Genomic DNA, 20,395 nt, shown 5'->3' on the forward strand with positions numbered 1-20,395 from the left:
GGTGGCCGACAGTGCGGCAGGTGGAGGTACTGCGGGTGGACAGAGGGCATCGCCCGACCGGCGTCGACCTGTCGCCGGGGCCCTCGCGCTCCTCAGAGCACGCGAAAGCGACCGGCCGGTGCTACCGGGCGGGTGGTGCGGTGGTGCTGGTGGCGGACCGCTGCGGCAACGGTCGCGGAGGTGGGGTCAGCGGCGACAGAGCGCGCTGGCGTGGTGCAGCAGGTCGACGTGGCGACGGCGCACGAGCGACAGCCCAGCGGGCGGCATGACCATGGTGATCTCCCATCGGTCCTGGCGGTAGCACCGGCCCTCGCGGGTGGTTGCTGCGACGTCGACGAGCCAGGTCTCTCGGTCGCTCTGGATGGCTGTGAGGGACTTTAGGTGGCGACGGCAACGAGTGTCAACGAGACCGGGCGCCGGGGTGTCGTTCCCTGCTTGACGAGTCCGCGGGTGGTGAGGTGGAATCCGACCAGTAGGTCACGAGCGTCGACCCAAAGGCCCCGGCTGGTCGACCGGCAACCCCCACCACGCAGGGGTGCCCCGGGTGAGGACCAGGCGTCGCGGAGCGCGGCGCAAGACCGTGGCGGGGAGAACTCTCGTGAGCAGTGGGCGCACCTCACAGCGCACTGCTCGCCGGACCGCGGGGTTGCTGCTGCTGGCGCCCAGCCTGCTAGGCACCACCGTCTTCCTGCTGGTGCCTGTCGCCGTGGCGCTGTGGCTCAGCCTGCAGCGGTGGGACTTGGTGAGCCCGCCGACCTGGGCCGGGCTCGACAACTACGCCGCCATCGCCGCCGACCCGGCCGTGCGCCGGTCGCTGGTGACGACGGTGCTCTTCACCGCGCTCGTCATCCCCGTCCAGACGGCCCTCGGGCTGGCGTCGGCGCTGCTGCTGGACCGGCGCCTTCCCGGATCGGCAGTGTTCCGCGTCACCTTCGTGGTGCCGTGGGTGAGCGCGCCGCTCGTCGTCGGGCTGGTGTGGCGGTGGGTGCTCGATCCGTCGACGGGGGCGCTCAACGCCCTCACCGGCGTGCGGGTCGAGTGGCTGACGTCACCGGCGCTCGCGCTACCCGCCGTCGCCTTCGTCACCGTGTGGACGCACGTCGGGTACGTGGCGCTGTTCTACCTCGCCGGTCTCGCCGCGATCCCGCAAGAGCTGGGGGACGCCGCCCGCATCGACGGGGCCGGCGCCTGGCGGCGCTTCTGGTCGATCACCCTGCCGCTGTTGCGCCCCACGACGTCGTTCGTGCTGGTCACCGGGATCATCGCCAGCTTCCAGGTGTTCGACACCGTCTACGCGATGACCCGCGGCGGCCCCGGCGGCGCCACCCAGGTCATCGCCTACCAGATCTACGCCGAGGCGTTCACCGCGCTGCGCATGGGACGGGCGGCGGCGCTGTCCGTCGTCCTGCTCGTGGTCATGGTGGCGCTCACCGTGAGCCTGCGCTGGTGGTTCGCCCGCCGCAGCACGTACGAGATGGTCGTATGAGTGCCCGTCTTCGTAGCCGCCGCCTCGGCGGCCTGAGCCCGCTTGCCGCCGCGGCCACCTATCTCGTGCTCCTCGCCGGGGCGCTGCTGGCGCTGGCGCCGTTCGCGCTGTCGGTGCTGACCTCGCTGAAGCAGCCGGTGCAGCTGGCGCGTCAGGCCACGTTGACCTGGCCCGATCCGCTGACCTTCGACAACTACACCGAGCTGCTCAGTGGAGCGTCCAGCCTGGTGCCGGCGCTGGTGGTCACGGTGCAGGTGGCGCTGGTCCTGCTGGTCGGGCAGCTGACGTTCTCCGTGCTGGCCGCGTACGCCTTCGCGCGGTACGACGTACCGGGCGGGCGGCTGCTGTTCGGCGCCTACCTGGCCACGATGATGGTGCCGCAGGTGGTCACCGTGGTGCCGCTCTACGTGATGTTCTCCCAGACCGGGCTGCGCAACACGTTCTGGGGCATCGTGCTGCCCACCCTCTTCGGCAGTCCCTTCGCGGTGTACCTGCTGCGCGAGCACTTCCGCGCCGTCCCCGTGGAGCTGGAAGACGCCGCCCGCCTCGACGGCTGCGGCTCGCTGCGCGTGCTGCGGCACGTGGTGCTGCCGCTGTCGCGTCCGGTGCTGGCCACACTCGCCGTCATCACCGTGGTGAGCCAGTGGAACAGCTTCCTGTGGCCGCTCATCATCACGACAGGACCGACGTGGCAGACCTTGACGGTCGCCACGGCCGCCCTGCAGAGCCAGTACAACGGCAACTGGACGCTCGTCACAGCCGCCACCACCCTCGCCATCGCCCCGCTCGTGGTGCTGTTCCTCCTCGTTCAGCGCCACGTCACCGACTCCCTCACCGCCACCGGCTTCCGCTGATGGGCGCTGTCCCCTTGGAGACCTCCGTGACGAATCACCCCGGCCGCCGCACCACATCCCCGACGGCCCTCGCCGCATCCCTCGCCGCCCTGCAGCCCACCCGCCGGGCGGTGCTGCGTTCGGGCCTGCTCGTCGGGCTGTCAGGAGCGGCCGGATGCTCCATCGCTGACGACCCGGCCACCAGCAGCGGTACCAGCGCGGCCGCGACCACCGTGACGGTGCGGATCTGGGACGACACGGTGCAGCCCGGCTACGAGAAGAGCTTCTCGGCGTTCACACAGGCCAACCCCGACATCTCCGTTGCCGTGGAGTTGGTGCCGTGGGCCAGCTACTGGGACCGGCTGCCCGTGGATGTAGCCGGCGGCACCCTGCCCGACATCCTGTGGATCAACAGCTCCAACTACGACAACTACGTCGAGGCGGGAACCTTCGAGAACATCTCGAAGGCCCTGCCCGACGCCCTGGCCGGGTTCCAGCAGTCGGTGGTGCAGCAGTTCACCCGCGACGGCGCCCTGTGGGGTGTGCCGCAGCTGTCCGACGCCATCGCCCTGTTCGTCAACACCGACCTGGCCTCGGCCGCGGGCGTGGACGCCTCCGACCTCGTGTGGAACCCCGCCGGGACCGGCGACACCCTGCTGCCCGCCGCGAAGGCCCTCACCACGCTCGGCGGGGCCCGGCCGCAGTACGGCTTCAACGCGGCCTTCGACCTGCAGGCCATCTACTACAACTTCGTCGGGTCCAACGGCGGTCGCTGGCAAGCCGACGACGCCAGCTACGTCTTCGGCGACGACCCGAAGTCCGTCGAGGCGATCCAGTACGTCGTCGACCTCATCAACCGGCACAAGGTCGCGCCGTCCGCGGCGGACACCAACGCCAACGGCGACTTCAGCCGCGACCAGTTCACGCAGGGCAACCTCGCGCTGTTCCAGTCCGGCACCTACAACCTCCGGAACGTGGCCGACGGCCTCACGGCGAAGTGGGCCGTCGCACCCGCGCTCACCGGCCCGGCCGGGCGGGTCACCGTCACGAACGGCATCGTCGCGGTGGCCAACGCCAAGAGCCCGCGCCGTGAGGCCGCGCTCGAGGTGCTGCGCTGGCTCGCCTCGCCCGAGGGTGCCCTGTTCATCGGCGCCGAGGGGGCGGCGTTCCCCGCGGTGACCGCGGCGCAGCAGACCTACCTGGACTACTGGAAGCAGCAGGGGGTCGACGTGTCGCCGTTCCTCGACGCTGCCGCGGGGGAGACCATCAGAGCACCGTTCGGGCGGAGGGCGCAGATCGGCGGGCAGGCGGCCCAGCCGTTCCTCCGGGAGGTCATCGCCGGGCGTCTGGCGGTGGCTGACGGGATGCGCCAGGCCCAGGACGCCGCGAACACGGCCATCGCCGGTTAGGTCAGGCGGGCCCGCACCAGCCAGACGTACATCAGGCACCCGAGGCAGACGTCGAACACGGCGTTCAGCAACGCGGCGACCAGCGCCAGCGCTGCGGCCACGGCTGCCGCCCACGGCACGCCGAGCAGCGCCAGCACCACGCCCGCGGCGGTGATGACCAGGCCCACTCGCTGCGCGAACGTCGGGGGCGCCGGGTCCTCCAGCTCAGCGGGAGGACCCAGGCGCGGGCGCACGAACCGTCGGTACAGCACGCCGTAGGGGTGGCGGCGAATCCCCGCGAAGCCTCCCCACGCGAAGACCACGGCGAGGACGGCCAGCAGCGCGACGCCCACGGCCTCCGTGCCGCGCGTGAGCGTGAGCAGGAGGGTCACGGCCAGCAGCACCGACGTGATGGCCGCACCGAAGCGGGGCGAGCGGGGGTCGATGCCCTGGCTGGTGGGCAGGGCCGCAGGCGTGGTGGGGCGGGTGTCAGGCACCGGTGTGCTCCTGGTCGAGGACGGCGGTGAGGGACGAGGTGACCTCAGCGGGACGGGGCTGCCCGCCGAAGCGGGAACGGACGGCCAGGGCGCTGTCGACGACCAGCACTGTCGGGGTCTGCATGACGTCGAAGCGCGCCGCGAGCTCGGGCCGCTCGGTGAGGTCGATCTCGAGGCGGGCGACTCCGGGGTGCCGCGCCGCGAGCGCGTCGAGCTGGCGTGCCGTGGCGGGGCAGCGGGCGCAGGTGGGCGTGGAGAACTGCACGAGGGTCGCCTTCTCGCCGAAGTGCGACGCGGGGGCCACGCCGACGACATCACCGGCGGCGGGGCGCGCCCGACCAGCGCGGCTGCGCATCACCAGACCCATCACGACCGTCACGACGACGACGGCGAGCAGCACCAGCACAGCGGTTCCAGCAGGCACGAGTCCCACGGTAACCAGGCGACGGAGCAGCGTGCGACCGTGCTGCGGGCGGAATCGCCCGGCGATGCGTCGCCCTCTGGTGACGCCGTTTCCGAGCGTTGCTCCCTTGTCACTCAGGGTTGCCGAATCTGCGTGGGTGGCGTGCCGGCTGCCGTGGCGCCTCGGGAGGACGGACGGCTGCTGGACATCTGCTCAGGTCGCCTGTAGTGATCCCTGGCTCTGAAGCCATGTGTGGGTGTGACGACACCACGAGCACCGGGCCCGACGGTCGACCCGCCGGCACCCACACGCGGATCGGGGGAGGCGATGGGCGGCGCGAACGACGAGCGCTTCGCCGTCCTGTTCCGCTCCACGTACGAGGACCTGCTGCGCTTCACCGAGCGCCGCATCCACCCGCTGGCTGCCGAGGACGTGGTCGCGGAGGTCTTCGTGGTGGCCTGGCGGCGCCTGGCCCACGTGCCGACAGAGCACGACCAGGCCCGAGCGTGGCTGTTCGGCGTCGCTCACCGGCTCCTGGCCAGCCAACGTCGCACCGACGCCAGGCGCGACGCCCTCACCAGCCGGATCGGGCAGGTGCTGCCCCCGGAGGGTCAGCTCGCGGACGGCAGCGAGCACGTCGTGTCCCAGATCGACCTGGCCAGGGCCTGGTCGCTGCTCAGCCCCGCTGACCAGGAGGCGCTGACCCTCACCGCGCTCGACGACCTCAGCAACACCCACGCGGCGCAGGTGCTCGGCATCAGCACCACGGCGTTCAGCGTGCGGCTCATGCGTGCCCGTCGGCGGCTACGCGTCCACCTCAACTCCCCGGCGCGCCGAGCCCGGCTGCGTCCCTCGAACACCACCACCCCTGGAGGTCTCCGGTGAACCAGCAGCGCATCACCCTCGACGACGTCGACCTACGCCGTCTCGACCCGACCAGCATCGATACCTCGACGCGACGCCAGGACCGTTCCCGTTCGGCGACCGCCGACCAGATGCTGGCGCGGATCTTGACCACGCCGCAGGAGGAGCCCTTCCGCGCAGCAGGCGAACCTCGTCAACGCGATGTCCACCGTCGCTGGTGGGTGCTGGGCGGAGTCGCCGCAGCTGCGACGGCAGTCGCCGTCGTCGTTCCCTCACTGCTGGAGGGTGGTTCGTCGGCGTTTGCCTCCTGGACCCCGACCCCGACACCGCTCAGTGATGATCGGGCCGCAGCGCTTCAGGCGGACTGCCTGTCGACCGGAGCTGCCCTCGGCTTCGGGGGGGCGCAGGTTGCCGGGCTGAGCGAGGCCCGGGGCACGTACTCCTTCACCGTGGTGGCCACGCCCATCGGCGTCGGAAACTGCTTCCTGCTCGACGAGGCCCCCGTTGGCACCGACGGAGAGCAGGAGCAGGGCGCGGTCTCCTGGGGCTTGTCCGCTGACCTGCCGGCGCCGGCGCCAGACGGCACCGCCGTCTCCTGGGGGGCGACCTCCAGCACCGCGGCCGGGACCTTCACCAGCGCCATCGGACGAGTCGGCGACGACGTCACCGCAGTGCGGCTGACGACGGCGGACGGCCGCCACGTCCTGGCCACCGTCGCTGACGGGTACTTCGCCGCCTGGTGGCCCGGGAAGGCCGAGCAGGAACTGACCATCCAGGTGACGCTGAAGGACGGCCGGACCGCTGAGCGACTGGTGCGCTCCGGCGAGCGCTGAGCCGGAGCGCGCCAGCCGTCCTCACCGACCGGGGTACGGCATGACTCCATCCTTCGCTGCGTTGGAGGCGGCGGAGTCCACCGGGTAGCGGCTATCGGGAGTGGCTCAGCGCGGTGTCGGCCTCGGGCTGCTGAGCCTGTCGGCGCAGCTCGCCGCCGGGTGCGAATCCCGCGACGAGGAGCACCCCGAGACCAGCGAGGGTCACCAGGGCACCTGCCCACAGGGGCGAGGTGTAGCCGAGGCCGGCGGCGATGGTGATCCCGCCGATCCACGCGCCGAAGGCGTTGCCGACGTTGAACGCGGCGATGTTGGCGCCCGAGCCGAGGGCCTGGGCGCTCGCGGCGTGGCGCATGATGCGGATCTGCAGCGCGGGCACGGTCGCGAACCCGAACACGCCCATGAGCACGAGGGCGACCACCGTGGCGATCTGGCTGGTGGCCACTGCCGCGAACCCGGCCAGGACGAGCACCAGGCCGGCGAGGGTGACCAGCAGCGTGGCGCCGACGTTCTTGTCGGCGGCGCGGCCTCCCACCACGTTGCCGAGGAACAGGCCGACGCCGAACAGCACCAGCAGCCAGGGGACCACGGCGGGAGCGAAGCCGGAGACACCGGTGAGGGTGAAGGCGATGTAGGTGAAGGCGCCGAACATGCCGCCGTACCCGAGGATCGTGAGGAGGATCGACGCCCACACCTGCCCGGACCTAAAGATCCGGAACTCACCGAGGATGCTGCCGGTGGCGCTGGGTGCCTTGACCGCGGCGGCCGGGATGAGGGCGAGGATGCCGATCAGGGCGACGACGCCGATGACGGTGATCGCCCAGAACGTCGAGCGCCAGCCCGCGGCCTGACCGAGGAACGTCCCCAGCGGGACACCGAGCACGTTCGCGATGGTCAGACCACCGAACATCATCGAGATGGCGGCGGCCTGGCGGTGGGCCGGGACCAGGCTCGCGGCGACGACGGAGCCGATGCCGAAGAACGCGCCGTGGCACAGCGCGGCCACGATGCGCCCGGCAAGCATCACGTCATAGGTGGGTGCGAGCGCAGACATCGCGTTGCCGACGAGGAACAGGACCATGAGCAGGACGAGGACGAGCTTCCGGTTCACACGTGACATGGCCACCGTCAGCGCGATGGCGCCGATCGCGACGGCCAGGGCGTAGCCGGAGATGAGGTAGCCGGCGACCTGCTCGGTGACGCCGAAGTCGGCGGCCACCTCGGGGAGCAGGCCTGCGATGACGAACTCGGTGAGTCCGATGCCGAACCCGCCGAGGGCGAGCGCGACGAGGGCGATGGGCATGGGGAAGTCCTTCCGGAGGAAGTCCAGGACGACGCGAACGCAACAACCGGCGTTCGCAGTAGTTGCAGGCGCGGGATAGATAGTTGCAGGCGCGGGATATCCGCGCAAGTGAGGTACGGTGGTTCCCGATCGTCGAGGGAGTCGACAAGGGGGTTGCAGATGGGCATCGCCGACGACGCGGTCGAGGTGCGTGCACGTGGCTGGCGGACGCTCGCCGCCCTGCACGGGCTCATCGAGGCCGCGCTGGAGCGGTCGCTGCAGCGCGAGCACGAGCTCTCCGTCGTGGAGTACACCGTGCTCGATGCCCTCAGTCGCCAGCGTGGCTGGCACATGCGCATGCAGCAGCTCGCTCGCGCTGCGGCGCTGTCGAGCAGTGCGACCACGCGCCTGGTCACTCGCCTCGAAGACCGCGGGCTCCTGATGCGCGTCTTGTGCGCCGACGACCGGCGCGGCATCTACACCGAGCTCACCCCGGCCGGCCAGCACCTGCTCGCCGACGCCCGCCCCACCCATGACCGCGTCCTCGAGGAGTCCCTGGCGACGGCGGAGGGCATGCCGGAGCTGGCCCCCCTCGCGCGGGCACTGCATGCGAGCGTGAGTGCGTGATCATCAGGGTGTCCGAGGCCAGCGTCCGGCCCGACCGGGTCGAGGACTTCATGATCCGCCTCCACGAGCTGGTGGCGGGCTTCCCCGAGGCGCACCCCGGCCTGCTCCGGCACGAGGTGCTCGTCGACCTCGAGGACCCGACGCGGGTGCAGTACGTCAGCTGGTGGCGCGACGAGGGCAGTCTCGTGCGCTACGCCGGGCCGCACTGGCGCCACGAGCCGGTGACCTTCCCCGACGAGGCCTTGCTGCTGCAGGCCCCGTTGACGCTGCGCCACTTCCTCGCCGACAAGGAATAGACCCGCGTCGGCCCCCGCAGGCATGGGGCTCACGCTGCAGCGGGGGCGCTACGCCGGATGCTCGACGGGCGGGCTGTCGGAAGCGGTCTGGGTCGATCCCATGAACGACTCGATGCGCCCCCTGGCGCTCAGCAGCGACTCTCTCGTGGCCGCTGCGGCTTCCTGGCCGTCCTGGCGGCGGGCGGCCTCGACGAGTCGGGCCGGGTACGCCCAGAGTGCGTCATCGCCCACGGCCAGTGCCGTCTTGGCGCCGAAGATCTTGAAGATGCGGCACTTGCGCCACAGGCCCTCGACGAGCTCGACGAGATGGCGGTTGGGCTGGCTTCCGTAGAGGACGCGCAGCAGGTCCTCGTCGCGGTCCAGGGTGCCGTCGACGTCGCCTCGGTCCGCTGCGGTGCGCAGGTGCTCGAGCTGCTCGGCCATCAGGGCAACCCGCTGGGGAGTGGCGTCCCGTGCGCCACGCTCCGCGGCGTCCGTCTCGAGCAGGATGCGGATGTCGTAGATGTGCAGCAGCTCGTCCTTGCTCACCTCCCGCACCACCGCTCCGCGGTGGGGGCTGCTCACCGCGAGGCCCGCCTCCTCGAGGCGGCGGATCGCCTCGCGCACCGGCATGACGCTCGTGCCGACCTCGTCCGCGATCTGGCGGATGCGCAGCCGGGTCCCACCGGGCAGGTGGCCGTTCACGATCATGTCGCGCAGCGTCACGAAGACCTGGTCGGCCAGCAGTGACGGTGCAGCCGGGGTCATCGCCACCGTGATCCTCCGAGCAGTCGGTGCCGCACAGCCTTCCACGGCCAGGGCACCAGCGCTTCCCTGTGGCTTTCCCCTGTTGCCGTCATGTTAAAGCTGCGGGCGCTGCCACTCATCCTCTTGTGTGATCTGTGATCACATCCTAGGTTCTCATCAACGCCGCACGCCAGGGCCGGCCGCTGGGACGCGAGACACCGCTCGCGCACCAGCCCGGCGCTGTGGACGCCAGCACCGCCGATCGACCGCGAGCTCACCGTCGAGCCCGTTCACGTCTCGAACGCCGATCGCACCACCAGGAGAAGACACCGTGAACAGCTCTTCGTCGTTCCTCGTCAAGATCGCGCTCGCCGCCTCCCCATGAGATCGGCTTCGCCCGCAGCGTGGCCGACGAGGTGGTCTTCATGTCCGGCGGCACGGTCCCCGAGATCGGCCCTCCCTCCCAGGTCATCGACGATCCGCAGGTGGAGTCCACGCGTCAGTTCTTGCGCTCCATGTCCGAGCGCACCACAGCCCCGGTCCGCTGAGCGACCACCCACCTATCCGCTTCCTCGTCCCGGAGGTCTCCTGATGTCCACCACCGCCACTGCCACTGCCACCGCGACCGCCACCGCGGGCCCCACCGCGGTGCGCCGCGCCGCCGCCGGCTCCGTGCTCGTCGAAGACGGCGACCTGCCCGCCCTGCAGCACTGGATCGCCGGCGCGCCGGCCTCGAGCACCTCCACCGAGACCCTCGACGTCTTCGACCCCTGCACCGGTCAGAAGATCGCCGCCGTACCCGCCGGCTCGGTCGAGGACGTCGACGCCGCCGTGGCCGCCGCTCGCGCCGCCGGCCGCGCGTGGGCCGCCACCACGCCCAAGGAGCGCTCGCTGGTGCTGCTGCGCATCGCCGAGCGGATCGAGAGCTCCGCCGAGGCCCTGGCGCGCCTGGAGTCCTTCGACACCGGCAAGCCGCTGTCGGTCTCCGGCGACGACGTCGCCCAGGCCGTCGACACGTTCCGCTTCATGGCCGGTGCGCTGCGCACGGCCACGTCGGCCGCTGCCGACGAGTTCGTCACCGACCACCTCTCGGTCATCCACCGCGAGCCGGTCGGGGTGGTCGGGGTCATCACCCCCTGGAACTACCCGCTGCTCATGGCCGCCTGGAAGATCGCCCCGATCCTCGGGGCGGGCAACGCCCTGGTGCTGAAGCCCTCGGAGATCACCCCGCTGGCCACCCTGAAGCTTGCCGAGCTGATCGCGGACCTGCTGCCCGCCGGCGCCTTCAACGTGGTCACCGGCACCGGCCCCGTGGTGGGCCAGCGTCTCTCGACCCACCCCGACGTCGCCCTGGTCGCCCTCACCGGGTCGGTCGGCAGCGGGCGGGCGGTGGCCACGTCGGCGGCAGCCTCCCTCAAGCGCGTGCACCTCGAGCTCGGTGGCAAGGCCCCCGTCGTCGTCTTCGCCGACGCCGACCTGGCCGCCGCCGCCAGCTCCCTGCGGGCGGCCGGGTACTGGAACTCCGGCCAGGAGTGCGGCGCCGGCTGCCGCGTGCTGGTCCACGCCTCGGTGGCCGAGGAGTTCACGCGCCTGCTGGTCGCCGAGGTCGAGTCCCTCGTGGTGGGCGAGCCCGGCGCCGGCGACGACGTCGAGATCGGCCCGCTGGTCTCGAAGGGCCACTACGAGAAGGTCGTCGGGTTCCTCGACCGCGCCCGCGAGGCCGGCATCTCCGCCGCCGTGGGCGGCGGCCCCGCCGAGGGACCGGGCTGGTTCGTGGCCCCCACCGTGCTGGTCGACGTGCCCGCCGGCGCCGAGTGCGCCCGTGAGGAGATCTTCGGCCCCGTCGTCACGGTGGAGACCTTCACCGAGGAGGACGAAGCCATCACCCGCGCCAACGAGGTCGTCTACGGCCTTGCCGCGTCGGTGTGGACCCGCGACGCCGCCCGCAGCCACGACGTCGCCCGTCAGCTCGACTTCGGCACGGTCTGGGTCAACTGCCACCTGGTGCTGGCCAGCGAGGTGCCGTGGGGCGGGTTCAAGGGGTCCGGCTACGGCCGCGACCTCTCGATCTACGCCCTTGACGACTTCTCCCGCACCAAGCACGTCATGCACAACCGCACGCGCTGACCCGGCCGCACCCACGCACGCAGAGAAGAGCACGAGATGAAGGACGTCGTCGTCGTCGGAGCGGGACTGGCGGGACTGGCCGCCGGGTGGCGCCTGCGCCACTGGGACGGGCTGGTGCTGGAGGCCGACCACCGCGTGGGCGGGCGCATCAAGTCCGAGCGCCGCGGGGACTACTGGCTGAACTGGGGCGGGCACGTCTTCGCCGGCCCGGGATCGTCCACCGACGCGCTGTTGAACGAGGTCGGGGTGATGGCCGTGGCCGTCCCCGGGTCGCTGCAGGCGCTGTCGATGAACGGGAAGTTCCTGCGCAAGGGGCACATCGCCACGTACCCGCTGCGCATCCCCATGCCGCTGGCCTCCCGCATCGCCACCGTGACCGCCGGCATGAAGGTGGTGACGGGGGTGGCCAAGTACACCGACGTCGTCCGCAAGCGGGCGGGGGAGTCCGGGGCGATGCGCCAGCAGCGCATCTACGACTTCGCCAACACCCAGACCTTCGCCGACCTCATCGGCGACCTGCCCGAGGACGCCGCGGCCCTGTTCAAGACCACCGTGACGCGCTCGGCCGGTGACATGGACCAGATCTCCGCGGGCGCCGGCATCGGCTACTTCAGCCTCGTGCTCGGCTTCGGGCAGGGTCTGAACTGCGGCATCGTCGGCGGCCCGTCCACCCTGACGGAGACCGTGGCTGCTGCTCTGGGCGAGCGGGTGCAGCTCGGCGCCGTCGTCACCGAGGTCGTCCACCGGCCCCGATCGGTGCTGGTGAGGTACACCCAGGACGGCGTCGCCAAGGAGGTCGAGGCTCGCGCGGTGGTGCTCGCCACCACCGCCGACGTCACGAACCGCATCGGCGTGGACCTGCCGGCCGACCTCAAGGAGGCCCTCGGCATGGTGAAGTACGGCCCCCACGTCAGCTCCGCGTTCCTCACCGACGAAACGGGCCCGCAGCCGTGGGACGACATCTACGCGATCGCCGCGCCCAAGCGGTCCTTCGCCATCGCCCTGAACCAGGCCAGCATCGTGCGCGGCTCGGAGACCGTCCGCCGCCCCGGCGGCAGCTTCATGACGTTCTCCCCGGCCGCCCTCGGCAGGGCGCTGCTCGACAAGAGCGACGACGAAGTCGTGGCCACCCACCTGCGCGACCTCGAGGCGGTGCTGGACTGCCCGGGGTTCTCCAAGACCGTTGTCGAGGCGAAGGCCTCCCGCTGGGCCGTCGCCTCCCCGTACTCCTTCCCCGGGCGAGCGAAGATTCAGTCGACCCTGACTCGCGGCGCTGGTCGCGTGTTCCTCGCGGGTGACTACCTCGGAACCCTCTACACCGAGACGTCCATCACCTCCGGCTTCTCCGCCGCCCAGGACGCCGCCAGCGTGCTGGCCACCGACCGCCAGAGCGCACCCTTCGCGCTGTCCATCCCGTGAACCCCCCTGAACCAGGAGCACCCTGTGACCACTGACCTGCGAGGCGTCCTCACCGCCCTCACGACCCCCTTCGACAGCGACGACGCCATCGACGTCCCCCTGCTCAAGAAGGTCGTCGACCGCTCCATCGACGCCGGCGTCGACGGTGTCGTGGCGGCCGGCTCCACCGGCGAGGTCGGCGCCCTCAGCTCGGAGGAGCGCCGCCAGCTCGTCGACGTCGTCGTCGAGCACACCGCCGGGCGCGTCCCCGTCATCGCCCAGACCGGCGCCACCACCACCGCCGAGGCCATCCGCCTCTCCCGCGCCGCGCAGGTCTCCGGCGCCGACGTGCTGATGCTCATCTCGCCGTACTACGAGCCGCTGTCCACCGAGGAGACGGTCGCCTACATCAAGGACGTCGCGGCCGCGGTCGAGCTGCCGATCATGCTCTACAACATCCCGTCGGTGACGGGCCTCAACCTTGACCCGGCCACCGTGCGCCGGCTGGCCACCGAGGTCGACAACGTCAAGTACATCAAGGACTCCAGCGCCGACTGGGAGCAGGCGCTGCGCCTGATCCACCACCACTCCGACGTCATCGGCACCTTCATCGGCTGGGACGCCTACCTCTACAGCGCCCTCGTCGAGGGCGCCGCCGGGGTCATGGCCGGCACCGCGAACGTCGTGCCGGCCGAGGTCGTCCAGGTCAGCCGTCTCATCGCCGCCGGTGACCTCGCCGGTGCCCTGGCGGCGTGGAAGACGCTCTACCCCGTCATCGACGCGCTGCTGTCGGAGCCGTTCATCCCCGCGGTCAAGGCCGCCCTCGCCCTGCAGGGGGAGCCGGTGGGAGTTCCGCGTCGTCCGACGGCGCCCTCCAGCGACGAGGCCATCGCCAGCATCCGCAAGGCGCTCGAGGGGCTCCCGCAGCACGCCTGAGCGGCACGCTCGCTTCACGAGCAACGAGCCCGCACTAATCGCCCGGTCAGGACGAGCAGTGCGGGCTCGACCCCGCGGTCAGCTGACCGCGGTCATGCGCTCGCGAGGATCAGATGTCGTAGTACATCTCGAACTCGTGCGGGTGCGGGCGGAAGCGGATCGGGTCGATCTCGTTCTTCCGCTTGTACTCGATCCAGGTCTCGATGAGGTCCTCGGTGAAGACCCCGGAGTCGGTCAGGTACGTGTGGTCTTCCTCGAGGGCGTCGAGGACGGCGCCGAGCGAACCCGGGACCTGCGCGATGGAGTCGTGCTCCTCCGGCGGCAGCTCGTAGAGGTCCTTGTCCACCGGGTCCGGCGGCTCGATGCGGTTCTGGATGCCGTTGAGGCCGGCGAGCAGCATCGCGGAGAAGGCCAGGTACGGGTTGCACGACGGGTCCGGCACGCGGAACTCGATGCGCTTCGCCTTGGGGTTGGAGCCCGTGATCGGGATGCGCACGCACGCGGAGCGGTTGCGCGCCGAGTACACGAGGTTCACCGGCGCCTCGTAGCCCGGCACCAGGCGGTGGTAGCTGTTCACCGTCGGGTTGGTGAAGGCGAGCAGCGACGGAGCGTGGTGCAGCAGGCCGCCGATGTACCAGCGGGCCATGTCGGACAGGCCGCCGTAGCCGGACTCGTCGTAGAAGAGCGGCTTGCCGTCCTTCCACAGCGACTGGTGCACGTGCATGCCCGAGCCGTTGTCACCGAACAGCGGCTTCGGCATGAAGGTGACGGTCTTGCCCGCCTGCCAGGCCACGTTCTTGATGATGTACTTGAAGAGCATGATCTTGTCGGCCGACTTCGCGAGCGTGTCGAACCGGTAGTTGATCTCGGTCTGGCCGGCGGTGCCCACCTCGTGGTGGGCGCGCTCCACGCCGAGGCCCTGCGCGTCGAGCGCAAGGCTCATCTGGTCGCGCAGGTCGGAGTAGTGGTCGGTCGGCGGGACCGGGAAGTAGCCGCCCTTGTAGGGCGTCTTGTACCCGCGGTTACCGCCCTCCTCCACGCGACCGGTGTTCCACGCGGCCTCGATGGAGTCGATGTGGTAGTAGGCCTCCTGCTGGGAGGTCTTGAAGCGCACGTCGTCGAAGATGTAGAACTCGGCCTCCGGCGCGAAGAACGCCGTGTCGGCGATGCCCGTGCTCTTGAGGTAGGCCTCGGCCTTCGCGGCGATCTGGCGGGGGTCGCGGCTGTACGGCTCGCCCGTGATCGGGTCGACGATGCTCATGTTGATGTTGAGCGTCTTCTCGACCCGGAACGGGTCGATGTACGCCGTGTCGAGGTCCGGGATGAGCTTCATGTCGGACTCGTTGATGGCCTGGAAGCCGCGGATCGAGGATCCGTCGAACATCTGGCCCTCGGTGAAGAAGTCCTCGTCGACCGAAGCGGCGGGGACGTTGAAGTGCTGCATCACACCGGGCAGGTCGCAGAACCGGACATCGACGAACTTGACGTCGTTGTCGGTGATGTACCTGGTGACCTCGTTCGCGTCCTTGAACATCCACCCTCCTCGGGGGGTCGCGCTGGCGCTCGTGCGTCTGCCGTCGTCGCACGATGAGGAGCACGTGTCCCCGGCTGGCGACGCCGGCACCAGCGCAGGTTACGCGGGGGCTGGTCAGGCCGGATCACCGGGACCGGACGTCGGACCGTGCACCAGCCCTCCACGTACTGTGGCGCTGTGACGGCACCTGCTGACGCCTGGCCGGGGCAGGGCCTGGGCCTGCCCGAGAGCGGGCGCGGTTCGCTGGCGGCCCCCGGGCGGCGCGTCGCTGCGCTCACCGTCGACTGGCTCGCCTGCTCCCTCGTCTCCTTCGCGTTCTTCGACTACAACCCCGTCGTCACGCTGGGCATCTTCGTCCTCGAGCAGGTGCTGCTCATCGCCACGCTCGGCGGAAGCTTCGGGCACGTCCTCCTGGGGATGCGGGTGCACCGCACCGTCGACGGCGCCACGCCTCCCGCGCCGCTGGCGGCGCTGGTGCGCGCGGTGCTCGTCGGGCTGTTCGTGCCAGCCCTGCTGCCCGGTGGGGACGGCCGCCAGCTGCACGACAAGGCGGCGGGCACGCTGCTCCTGCGTCGCTGAGCGCCGGTGAGGCTGTCGTAGCGTCGCCCGCGTGGAGCCCCTCGAGAGTCGCGTCGTCTACGCCAACCCGTGGATCAGCGTCCGGGAAGACCTCGTGCGCCGCGAGGACGGCAGTACCGGCGTGTACGGGGTGGTCGACAAGCCGGACTTCTGCATCGTGCTGCCCCGCACCACCGCCGACGACGGACCGGGCGAGGGATGGTGGCTCGTGGAGCAGTACCGCTACCCGGTGCGCGCCCGCCGCTGGGAGTTCCCTCAGGGCACCTGGCCCTCCGGGGCCTCCGGCTCCCTGGAGGACCTCGCCCGCGCCGAGCTCGCGGAGGAGACCGGCCTGCGCGCTGCGCGGCTCACGCTGCTGGGCAGCTTCGACCTGGCCGCCGGCATGGCCTCGCAGCGCGGCCACGCCTGGCTGGCCGAGGGCCTCACCCCGGGCGAACAGCACCTGGAGGAGACCGAGGCGGACCTCATCACGCGCTGGGTCTCCCGCCAGGAGTTCGCCGCGATGGTCACCGGAGGTCGACTTGTCGACGCGGTGTCCCTCGCGGCGCTCTCCCTGCTCGCGGCGTACGAGGGGGGCTGACCCTCGTCGTCGTCCTACTCCTCCAGCGAGGCCATCGGGCGGCGGAAGCCGCGCGTGTAGACGATCAAGTACGTGAGGCCGATCGCGGCCCAGATCCCGCCGGCGATGAGAGCGTCGCTGTGGAGCTGGGTCCACAGCAGGGCGGTCAGGAGCGTGGCGATGCCGGGCACCACCGCGTTGACGATCCACTCGCGGGGCGTACGGAGCTCGCGCCGGCGGATGGCGAAGTGGGCGATGACCGAGGCGTTGACGAACGTGAACGCCACCAGCGCGCCGAAGTTGATGAACGCCGAGACCAGTTCGAGGGAGAGGTCCACGGCCAGCAGGCACACCGCTCCGACGATGATGATGTTGACCACAGGCGTGTGCGTGCGGGGGTTGACCCAGCGCAGGGCCTTGCCGGGCAGAGCGCCGTTGCGGCCCATCACCAGCAGCATGCGGGAGACGCTGGCGTGCGAGGCGAGGCCGGAGGCGACGGTGGCCATGAATGCGGCACCCACGAGGACGGCCTGGAACGCCGGGCCGCCGACGATGCGCGCGATCTGGGGCAGCGGGTCGTCGGTGAACTCGCCGAACGGCGTGTTGTCGGGGAAGCGCAGCTGGGTCACGTAGGCCGCCACGAGGAAGATCGCGCCGCCCAGCAGCACGGTCAGCATGATCGCCCGGGGCATGATCTTCGGGCTCTTGGCTTCCTCGGCGTACATGGTGACGGCGTCGAATCCGATGAAGGAGAAGCACACCACCGTGGCGCCCGTGAGCACCAGGGGCAAGGTGGTCTCCGGGCCCGCGAAGGCGCGGCCGCTGACGAGGGTGCCCGCGCCTTCTCCCTGCAGCAGCTGGTAGCTGGCGATGACGACGAACGCGGCCATTACCACAACGGCCGTTACGAGAAGGACGAGGTTCACACGTGACGTGCCGCGCATGGTGATGGCCACGAGCGTGGTGGTGCACACCGCGTAGACCAGCACGACCAGCCAGCTGGGCACCTGAGGCAGCATCTGCTCGACGTAGAGCTTGATGATGAGCGCATTGACCATGGGCAGGAGCAGGTAGTCCAGCAGTGACGACCAGCCCACCATGAACCCGAGGTTCGGGTGCATCGTCTCGCGGACGTAGGTGTAGGCCGATCCCGCCGAGGGGAAGGCCATGACGAGCTTGCCGTAGCTGAGCGCGGTGAGCGCCATGACCACCAGCGCTGCGAGGTAGGCCGAGGGCACCGCCCCCGCCGTGGTTTCGGAGACCGTCCCGAAGGTGTCGAAGATCACCGTGGGCGTCATGTACCCCAGGCCGAGCCCGACCAGGGCAACCAACCCCAGGTTGCGGGCCAGACCGCCATCCTTAGTATTCGTACCGAGACCTGAAGTGCTCGTCGCTGTCATGGTCGTCCTCCGCCTGCCCGATGCGCGCCTCGTCGGAGCGCCTGCGCAACTGTTCGGTGCCGGAGATCGTCTGTCCACGGCCGGGCGAGCATTGGTGACATGCCTTGCGGGCATGGCCGCTCGCGCTCAGCGGTCCAGGGTCGCGAGGAAGAGCCGCAGGTTCGTTGCGCCCGTGAAGAGGTAGGCCACCATGCCCGCCGCCTCCGCACCGGCGACGTGGCGCGGGGAGTCATCGACGAAAGCGCACGCCGATGGCGGCAGCCCGAGGTCGTCGGCGACGTGCCGATTCACGGCCGGGTCGGGCTTGGCGACGCCCAGGCGCCACGTCGCGTAGACGGCGTCCACCTCGTCGTCCACACAGAGGCGGACCAGGTGGCGACGACGTCGCGCGCGCTCTCCAGCGGCACCCCGTGCGTCTGTGCGAGGCGCTCCGCAGTGCCGTCGAGCCACTGGGCGTCGGTGGCGCGCCCGGTGACGACGTCATGCAGCGCCGTCCTGTCGAAGGCGGCTCGCTAGAGCGCCCCGCGGGGCACCCCAGCCCGGGCCTCGGCGGTGACCCACAGCTGCGGATCCCAGCGGCGCAGGACGCCGTCGACGACGAGCGCGCGGATCCGCTGCCTAGGGCTGCTGCTCAGCGGCCCCTCACCGCGCGGCGGTCGGGCCGGGCGCGGAACGGGTCGATGCCCTTGGGGATCGGGGGACGCACGCCGCCGAGGGCTTTGAGGCGCTTGGTGACCTCGGCGACCTCCTGCTTGGTCAGCTTGCGCTCCAGGCGCTGGACCTTCTTCGGCAGCTTCGGCAGCGGAGTCTGGCCCTCGCCGCGGCCGCACTGGATGGTGTGCAGGGGGACGTCGCGCAGGACGCGTGCGGTGCGGCGCTTCTCGTCCTCCAGGAGGCGGTTGACGCGGGGCGCGGGGCCGTCGGAGACGAGGATGACGCCGGGCCGCCCGACCACGCGAAAGACGACGTCGCGGGTGCGCGGGTCGATGGCGACCGGCTCTTCCTCGACCAGCCAGCCGCGGCGCAGCGTGCGCAGCGCAGCGCCGGCAGCACCCGGCTGCCCCTCGAGGCTCTTGTACGCCGCGGACTCCGCGCGCCGCGCGAGAACGAACAGCGCGGCGAGCACGGAGAAGAGCAGACCGATGATGCCGAAGTAGATCCAGTGGCCCGTGATGAGGCCGATGACCTCGAACACCGCGAACGGGATGAGCAGCGCGCCGAGCATCCACCACTTGACGGAGGGGTCGACGCGGGCGGTCATCTTGTAGACCTCGCGCATCTGCGCGATGCGCCCGGGCCCCGTGCGGGGCTTGCGGCGGAACAGCCCTCGACGACGTCCCTCCGCCGGGGCGGGGGAGGGCGCGGGGTCGGAGCGTCGGGCCATGAGACGAGATTCTAGGCGCGCTGGCAGACGCCGCCCAGGGCGCGGTGCGGCGACCAGGCGACGGCCGTCCGGAGGGTTGTCAGCTGTGGCGGGCCAGCACAGCGGAGGCCTCCTGGCGTGCCGGCCCCGCGGCCGAGGCAGCCCCCAGGTGCGCCAGGTGCTCCGGCAGCACCCCACCGCGGGCGGCCAACGCCTGGGCGTACAACCGCCCCGCCCGATACGACGAACGCACCAACGGCCCCGCCAGCACCCCGGTGAACCCGATCCGCACCGCCTCCTCCTGCAACTGCACGAACTCCGCCGGCTTGACCCACCGATCCACCGGAAGGTGACGCGGGGAGGGCCGCAGGTACTGGGTGATCGTGATGATGTCGCAGCCCGCCTCATGCAGATCCCGCAGCGCAGTGACCACCTCCTCGGTGGTCTCCCCCATCCCCAGGATGAGGTTGGACTTGGTCACCAACCCCGCCGCCCGGGCATCGGTGATCACCCCCAGGGAGCGTTCATAGGTGAAGGCGGGGCGGATCCGCTTGAACACCCGCGGCACCGTCTCCACGTTGTGCGCCAGCACCTGCGGGGCTGAGGAGAACACCTCCGCCAACTGCGCCTGATCGCGGTTGAAGTCCGGGATCAGCAGCTCCACCCCCGTGCCCGCACCATCAACGGTGGGGTTGTCGTGGATGCGTCTGACCGTCTCGGCGTACAACCACGCCCCACCATCGGCCAGGTCATCACGGGCGACGCCGGTGATGGTGGCGTACCGCAGCCCCATCGAGGCCACGCTCTCGGCGACGCGGCGGGGTTCGTCGGTGTCGAAGGCGGCGGGTTTGCCGGTGTCGATCTGGCAGAAGTCGCAGCGGCGGGTGCACTGGTCACCGCCGATGAGGAAGGTGGCTTCCTTGTCTTCCCAGCATTCGAAGATGTTGGGGCAGCCGGCTTCCTGGCAGACCGTGTGCAGGCCTTCGCGTTTCACCAGGGAGTGCAGGGCCTGGTACTCCGGGCCCGTTTTGGCGGTGGTGCGGATCCACTCGGGTTTGCGCTCGATCGGTACGGCGGCGTTGCGGGCCTCCACCCGAAGCATCCGACGTCCCTCAGGTGCCAGCGTCACCCCTCCAGCGTAGGTCAGCCGCTGGGGGACACCCACGACGCGCTCAGCCTCGATCCACCGCGTCGTGACCTCGCGGCGAGGTGATCTTGGCGGAGGGGGCTTCGCGGTGCTGGTCCACTCGGTGGGCAGCAGGTAGCC

At 70.9% G+C, this 20,395-nt stretch carries 21 protein-coding genes, 1 pseudogene and 2 riboswitches; of the genes and pseudogenes, 13 read left to right on the forward strand and 9 right to left on the reverse strand.

What is annotated here, in order from left to right; genetic code table 11:
- Positions 1-279: 279 nt before the first annotated feature.
- Positions 280-368, reverse strand: a riboswitch (SAM riboswitch).
- A 107-nt stretch (positions 369-475) separates the two neighbouring features.
- Positions 476-585: riboswitch (SAM riboswitch) on the forward strand.
- A gap of 13 nt (positions 586-598) precedes the next feature.
- The 3 genes from BXY45_RS18955 to BXY45_RS18965 are packed head-to-tail and all read left to right on the forward strand — an operon-like array spanning position 599 to position 3,728.
- Positions 599-1,486, forward strand: coding sequence for a carbohydrate ABC transporter permease (locus BXY45_RS18955; RefSeq protein ID WP_109776097.1), 888 nt, complete (start codon positions 599-601; stop codon positions 1,484-1,486).
- On the forward strand, positions 1,483-2,340 hold the full coding sequence (locus BXY45_RS18960) for a carbohydrate ABC transporter permease (protein WP_109776098.1): 858 nt from the start codon (positions 1,483-1,485) through the stop codon (positions 2,338-2,340). Before BXY45_RS18955 ends, BXY45_RS18960 begins: the two co-directional genes overlap by 4 nt.
- 26 nt (positions 2,341-2,366) lie before the next feature.
- On the forward strand, positions 2,367-3,728 hold the full coding sequence (locus BXY45_RS18965; RefSeq protein ID WP_211319745.1) for an ABC transporter substrate-binding protein: 1,362 nt from the start codon (positions 2,367-2,369) through the stop codon (positions 3,726-3,728).
- Here BXY45_RS18965 and BXY45_RS18970 read toward each other — a convergent pair.
- Positions 3,725-4,204, reverse strand: a complete 480-nt coding sequence (locus tag BXY45_RS18970) for a DUF4395 domain-containing protein (RefSeq protein ID WP_218566947.1) — start codon at positions 4,202-4,204, stop codon at positions 3,725-3,727. The two genes, BXY45_RS18965 and BXY45_RS18970, sit on opposite strands and share 4 nt — an antisense overlap.
- Positions 4,197-4,628: a thioredoxin family protein gene (locus BXY45_RS18975; protein ID WP_211319746.1), complete on the reverse strand. Its 432-nt coding sequence runs from the start codon at positions 4,626-4,628 to the stop codon at positions 4,197-4,199. Before BXY45_RS18975 ends, BXY45_RS18970 begins: the two co-directional genes overlap by 8 nt.
- Positions 4,629-4,934: 306 nt before the next feature.
- Here BXY45_RS18975 and BXY45_RS18980 point away from each other — a divergent pair, with 306 nt between their 5' ends.
- Together BXY45_RS18980 and BXY45_RS18985 are read left to right on the forward strand one after the other, a co-directional pair.
- A complete protein-coding gene (locus tag BXY45_RS18980) occupies positions 4,935-5,492 on the forward strand; it encodes an RNA polymerase sigma factor (protein ID WP_109776100.1) in 558 nt (185 codons plus the stop codon).
- Positions 5,489-6,304: a hypothetical protein gene (locus BXY45_RS18985; protein ID WP_109776101.1), complete on the forward strand. Its 816-nt coding sequence runs from the start codon at positions 5,489-5,491 to the stop codon at positions 6,302-6,304. The genes BXY45_RS18980 and BXY45_RS18985 overlap by 4 nt, the downstream gene beginning before the upstream one ends.
- Before the next feature lie 91 nt (positions 6,305-6,395).
- Here the strand turns inward: BXY45_RS18985 and BXY45_RS18990 are convergent, their stop codons facing one another.
- Positions 6,396-7,604, reverse strand: a complete 1,209-nt coding sequence (locus BXY45_RS18990; protein WP_109776102.1) for an MFS transporter — start codon at positions 7,602-7,604, stop codon at positions 6,396-6,398.
- A 159-nt stretch (positions 7,605-7,763) separates the two neighbouring features.
- On the opposite strand from BXY45_RS18990, the gene BXY45_RS18995 reads away from it, so the two are divergent.
- Complete coding sequence (locus BXY45_RS18995; RefSeq protein WP_109776103.1) at positions 7,764-8,210, forward strand: MarR family winged helix-turn-helix transcriptional regulator; 447 nt, start codon at positions 7,764-7,766, stop codon at positions 8,208-8,210.
- Complete coding sequence (locus BXY45_RS19000; protein ID WP_109776104.1) at positions 8,207-8,506, forward strand: putative quinol monooxygenase; 300 nt, start codon at positions 8,207-8,209, stop codon at positions 8,504-8,506. The genes BXY45_RS18995 and BXY45_RS19000 overlap by 4 nt, the downstream gene beginning before the upstream one ends.
- Before the next feature lie 48 nt (positions 8,507-8,554).
- Here the strand turns inward: BXY45_RS19000 and BXY45_RS19005 are convergent, their stop codons facing one another.
- Complete coding sequence (locus BXY45_RS19005) at positions 8,555-9,253, reverse strand: GntR family transcriptional regulator (RefSeq protein ID WP_109776118.1); 699 nt, start codon at positions 9,251-9,253, stop codon at positions 8,555-8,557.
- Positions 9,254-9,612: 359 nt separating this feature from the next.
- On the opposite strand from BXY45_RS19005, the pseudogene BXY45_RS19010 reads away from it, so the two are divergent.
- From BXY45_RS19010 to dapA, 4 genes and pseudogenes are all read left to right on the forward strand, one after another.
- A pseudogene (locus BXY45_RS19010) lies at positions 9,613-9,780 on the forward strand (ectoine/hydroxyectoine ABC transporter ATP-binding protein EhuA); the annotation flags it as partial.
- Positions 9,781-9,823: 43 nt separating this feature from the next.
- Positions 9,824-11,359, forward strand: a complete 1,536-nt coding sequence (locus BXY45_RS19015; RefSeq protein WP_172601973.1) for an aldehyde dehydrogenase family protein — start codon at positions 9,824-9,826, stop codon at positions 11,357-11,359.
- 36 nt (positions 11,360-11,395) lie between these two features.
- Positions 11,396-12,778, forward strand: a complete 1,383-nt coding sequence (locus BXY45_RS19020; protein ID WP_109776105.1) for an FAD-dependent oxidoreductase — start codon at positions 11,396-11,398, stop codon at positions 12,776-12,778.
- A gap of 24 nt (positions 12,779-12,802) precedes the next feature.
- Positions 12,803-13,693: a 4-hydroxy-tetrahydrodipicolinate synthase gene (dapA, locus tag BXY45_RS19025; RefSeq protein WP_109776106.1), complete on the forward strand. Its 891-nt coding sequence runs from the start codon at positions 12,803-12,805 to the stop codon at positions 13,691-13,693.
- A gap of 109 nt (positions 13,694-13,802) precedes the next feature.
- On the opposite strand, the gene glnA is transcribed toward dapA, so the two are convergent.
- On the reverse strand, positions 13,803-15,227 hold the full coding sequence (glnA, locus tag BXY45_RS19030) for a type I glutamate--ammonia ligase (protein ID WP_109776107.1): 1,425 nt from the start codon (positions 15,225-15,227) through the stop codon (positions 13,803-13,805).
- Positions 15,228-15,404: 177 nt separating this feature from the next.
- Between glnA and BXY45_RS19035 the strand changes: the two genes are divergently transcribed.
- The gene (locus BXY45_RS19035) at positions 15,405-15,806 is read left to right on the forward strand and encodes an RDD family protein (RefSeq protein WP_109776108.1); all 402 of its coding nucleotides are present in this window, start codon (positions 15,405-15,407) and stop codon (positions 15,804-15,806) included.
- A gap of 31 nt (positions 15,807-15,837) precedes the next feature.
- Positions 15,838-16,386 carry an NUDIX domain-containing protein gene (locus tag BXY45_RS19040; protein ID WP_109776109.1) on the forward strand — a complete coding sequence of 183 codons (549 nt, stop codon included), beginning with the start codon at positions 15,838-15,840 and terminating at the stop codon, positions 16,384-16,386.
- A gap of 14 nt (positions 16,387-16,400) precedes the next feature.
- On the opposite strand, the gene BXY45_RS19045 is transcribed toward BXY45_RS19040, so the two are convergent.
- From BXY45_RS19045 to lipA, 4 genes are all read right to left on the reverse strand, one after another.
- Positions 16,401-17,765 carry an APC family permease gene (locus BXY45_RS19045; RefSeq protein ID WP_109776110.1) on the reverse strand — a complete coding sequence of 455 codons (1,365 nt, stop codon included), beginning with the start codon at positions 17,763-17,765 and terminating at the stop codon, positions 16,401-16,403.
- A gap of 126 nt (positions 17,766-17,891) precedes the next feature.
- Positions 17,892-18,215 (reverse strand): HAD-IA family hydrolase, encoded by a 324-nt coding sequence (locus tag BXY45_RS19050; RefSeq protein ID WP_109776111.1) that lies wholly within the window; start codon positions 18,213-18,215, stop codon positions 17,892-17,894.
- A gap of 181 nt (positions 18,216-18,396) precedes the next feature.
- On the reverse strand, positions 18,397-19,149 hold the full coding sequence (locus BXY45_RS19055; RefSeq protein ID WP_109776112.1) for a DUF4191 domain-containing protein: 753 nt from the start codon (positions 19,147-19,149) through the stop codon (positions 18,397-18,399).
- A gap of 79 nt (positions 19,150-19,228) precedes the next feature.
- Positions 19,229-20,257 carry a lipoyl synthase gene (lipA, locus tag BXY45_RS19060; RefSeq protein WP_109776120.1) on the reverse strand — a complete coding sequence of 343 codons (1,029 nt, stop codon included), beginning with the start codon at positions 20,255-20,257 and terminating at the stop codon, positions 19,229-19,231.
- Between the last annotated feature and the right edge of the window lie 138 nt (positions 20,258-20,395).

This window comes from Quadrisphaera granulorum (genome assembly GCF_003149145.1).
Taxonomy (GTDB): domain Bacteria; phylum Actinomycetota; class Actinomycetes; order Actinomycetales; family Quadrisphaeraceae; genus Quadrisphaera; species Quadrisphaera granulorum.

What these genes read in the sequence shown, in the direction of transcription:
- BXY45_RS18960 (WP_109776098.1), top strand. Translation starts at nt 1,483, where the DNA reads ATGAGTGCCCGTCTTCGTAGCCGCCGCCTCGGCGGCCTGAGCCCGCTT.
- BXY45_RS18980 (WP_109776100.1), top strand. Translation starts at nt 4,935, where the DNA reads ATGGGCGGCGCGAACGACGAGCGCTTCGCCGTCCTGTTCCGCTCCACG.
- BXY45_RS18990 (WP_109776102.1), bottom strand. Translation starts at nt 7,604, where the DNA reads ATGCCCATCGCCCTCGTCGCGCTCGCCCTCGGCGGGTTCGGCATCGGA.
- BXY45_RS18995 (WP_109776103.1), top strand. Translation starts at nt 7,764, where the DNA reads ATGGGCATCGCCGACGACGCGGTCGAGGTGCGTGCACGTGGCTGGCGG.
- BXY45_RS19005 (WP_109776118.1), bottom strand. Translation starts at nt 9,253, where the DNA reads ATGACCCCGGCTGCACCGTCACTGCTGGCCGACCAGGTCTTCGTGACG.
- BXY45_RS19015 (WP_172601973.1), top strand. Translation starts at nt 9,824, where the DNA reads ATGTCCACCACCGCCACTGCCACTGCCACCGCGACCGCCACCGCGGGC.
- BXY45_RS19020 (WP_109776105.1), top strand. Translation starts at nt 11,396, where the DNA reads ATGAAGGACGTCGTCGTCGTCGGAGCGGGACTGGCGGGACTGGCCGCC.
- glnA (WP_109776107.1), bottom strand. Translation starts at nt 15,227, where the DNA reads ATGTTCAAGGACGCGAACGAGGTCACCAGGTACATCACCGACAACGAC.
- BXY45_RS19045 (WP_109776110.1), bottom strand. Translation starts at nt 17,765, where the DNA reads ATGACAGCGACGAGCACTTCAGGTCTCGGTACGAATACTAAGGATGGC.
- BXY45_RS19055 (WP_109776112.1), bottom strand. Translation starts at nt 19,149, where the DNA reads ATGGCCCGACGCTCCGACCCCGCGCCCTCCCCCGCCCCGGCGGAGGGA.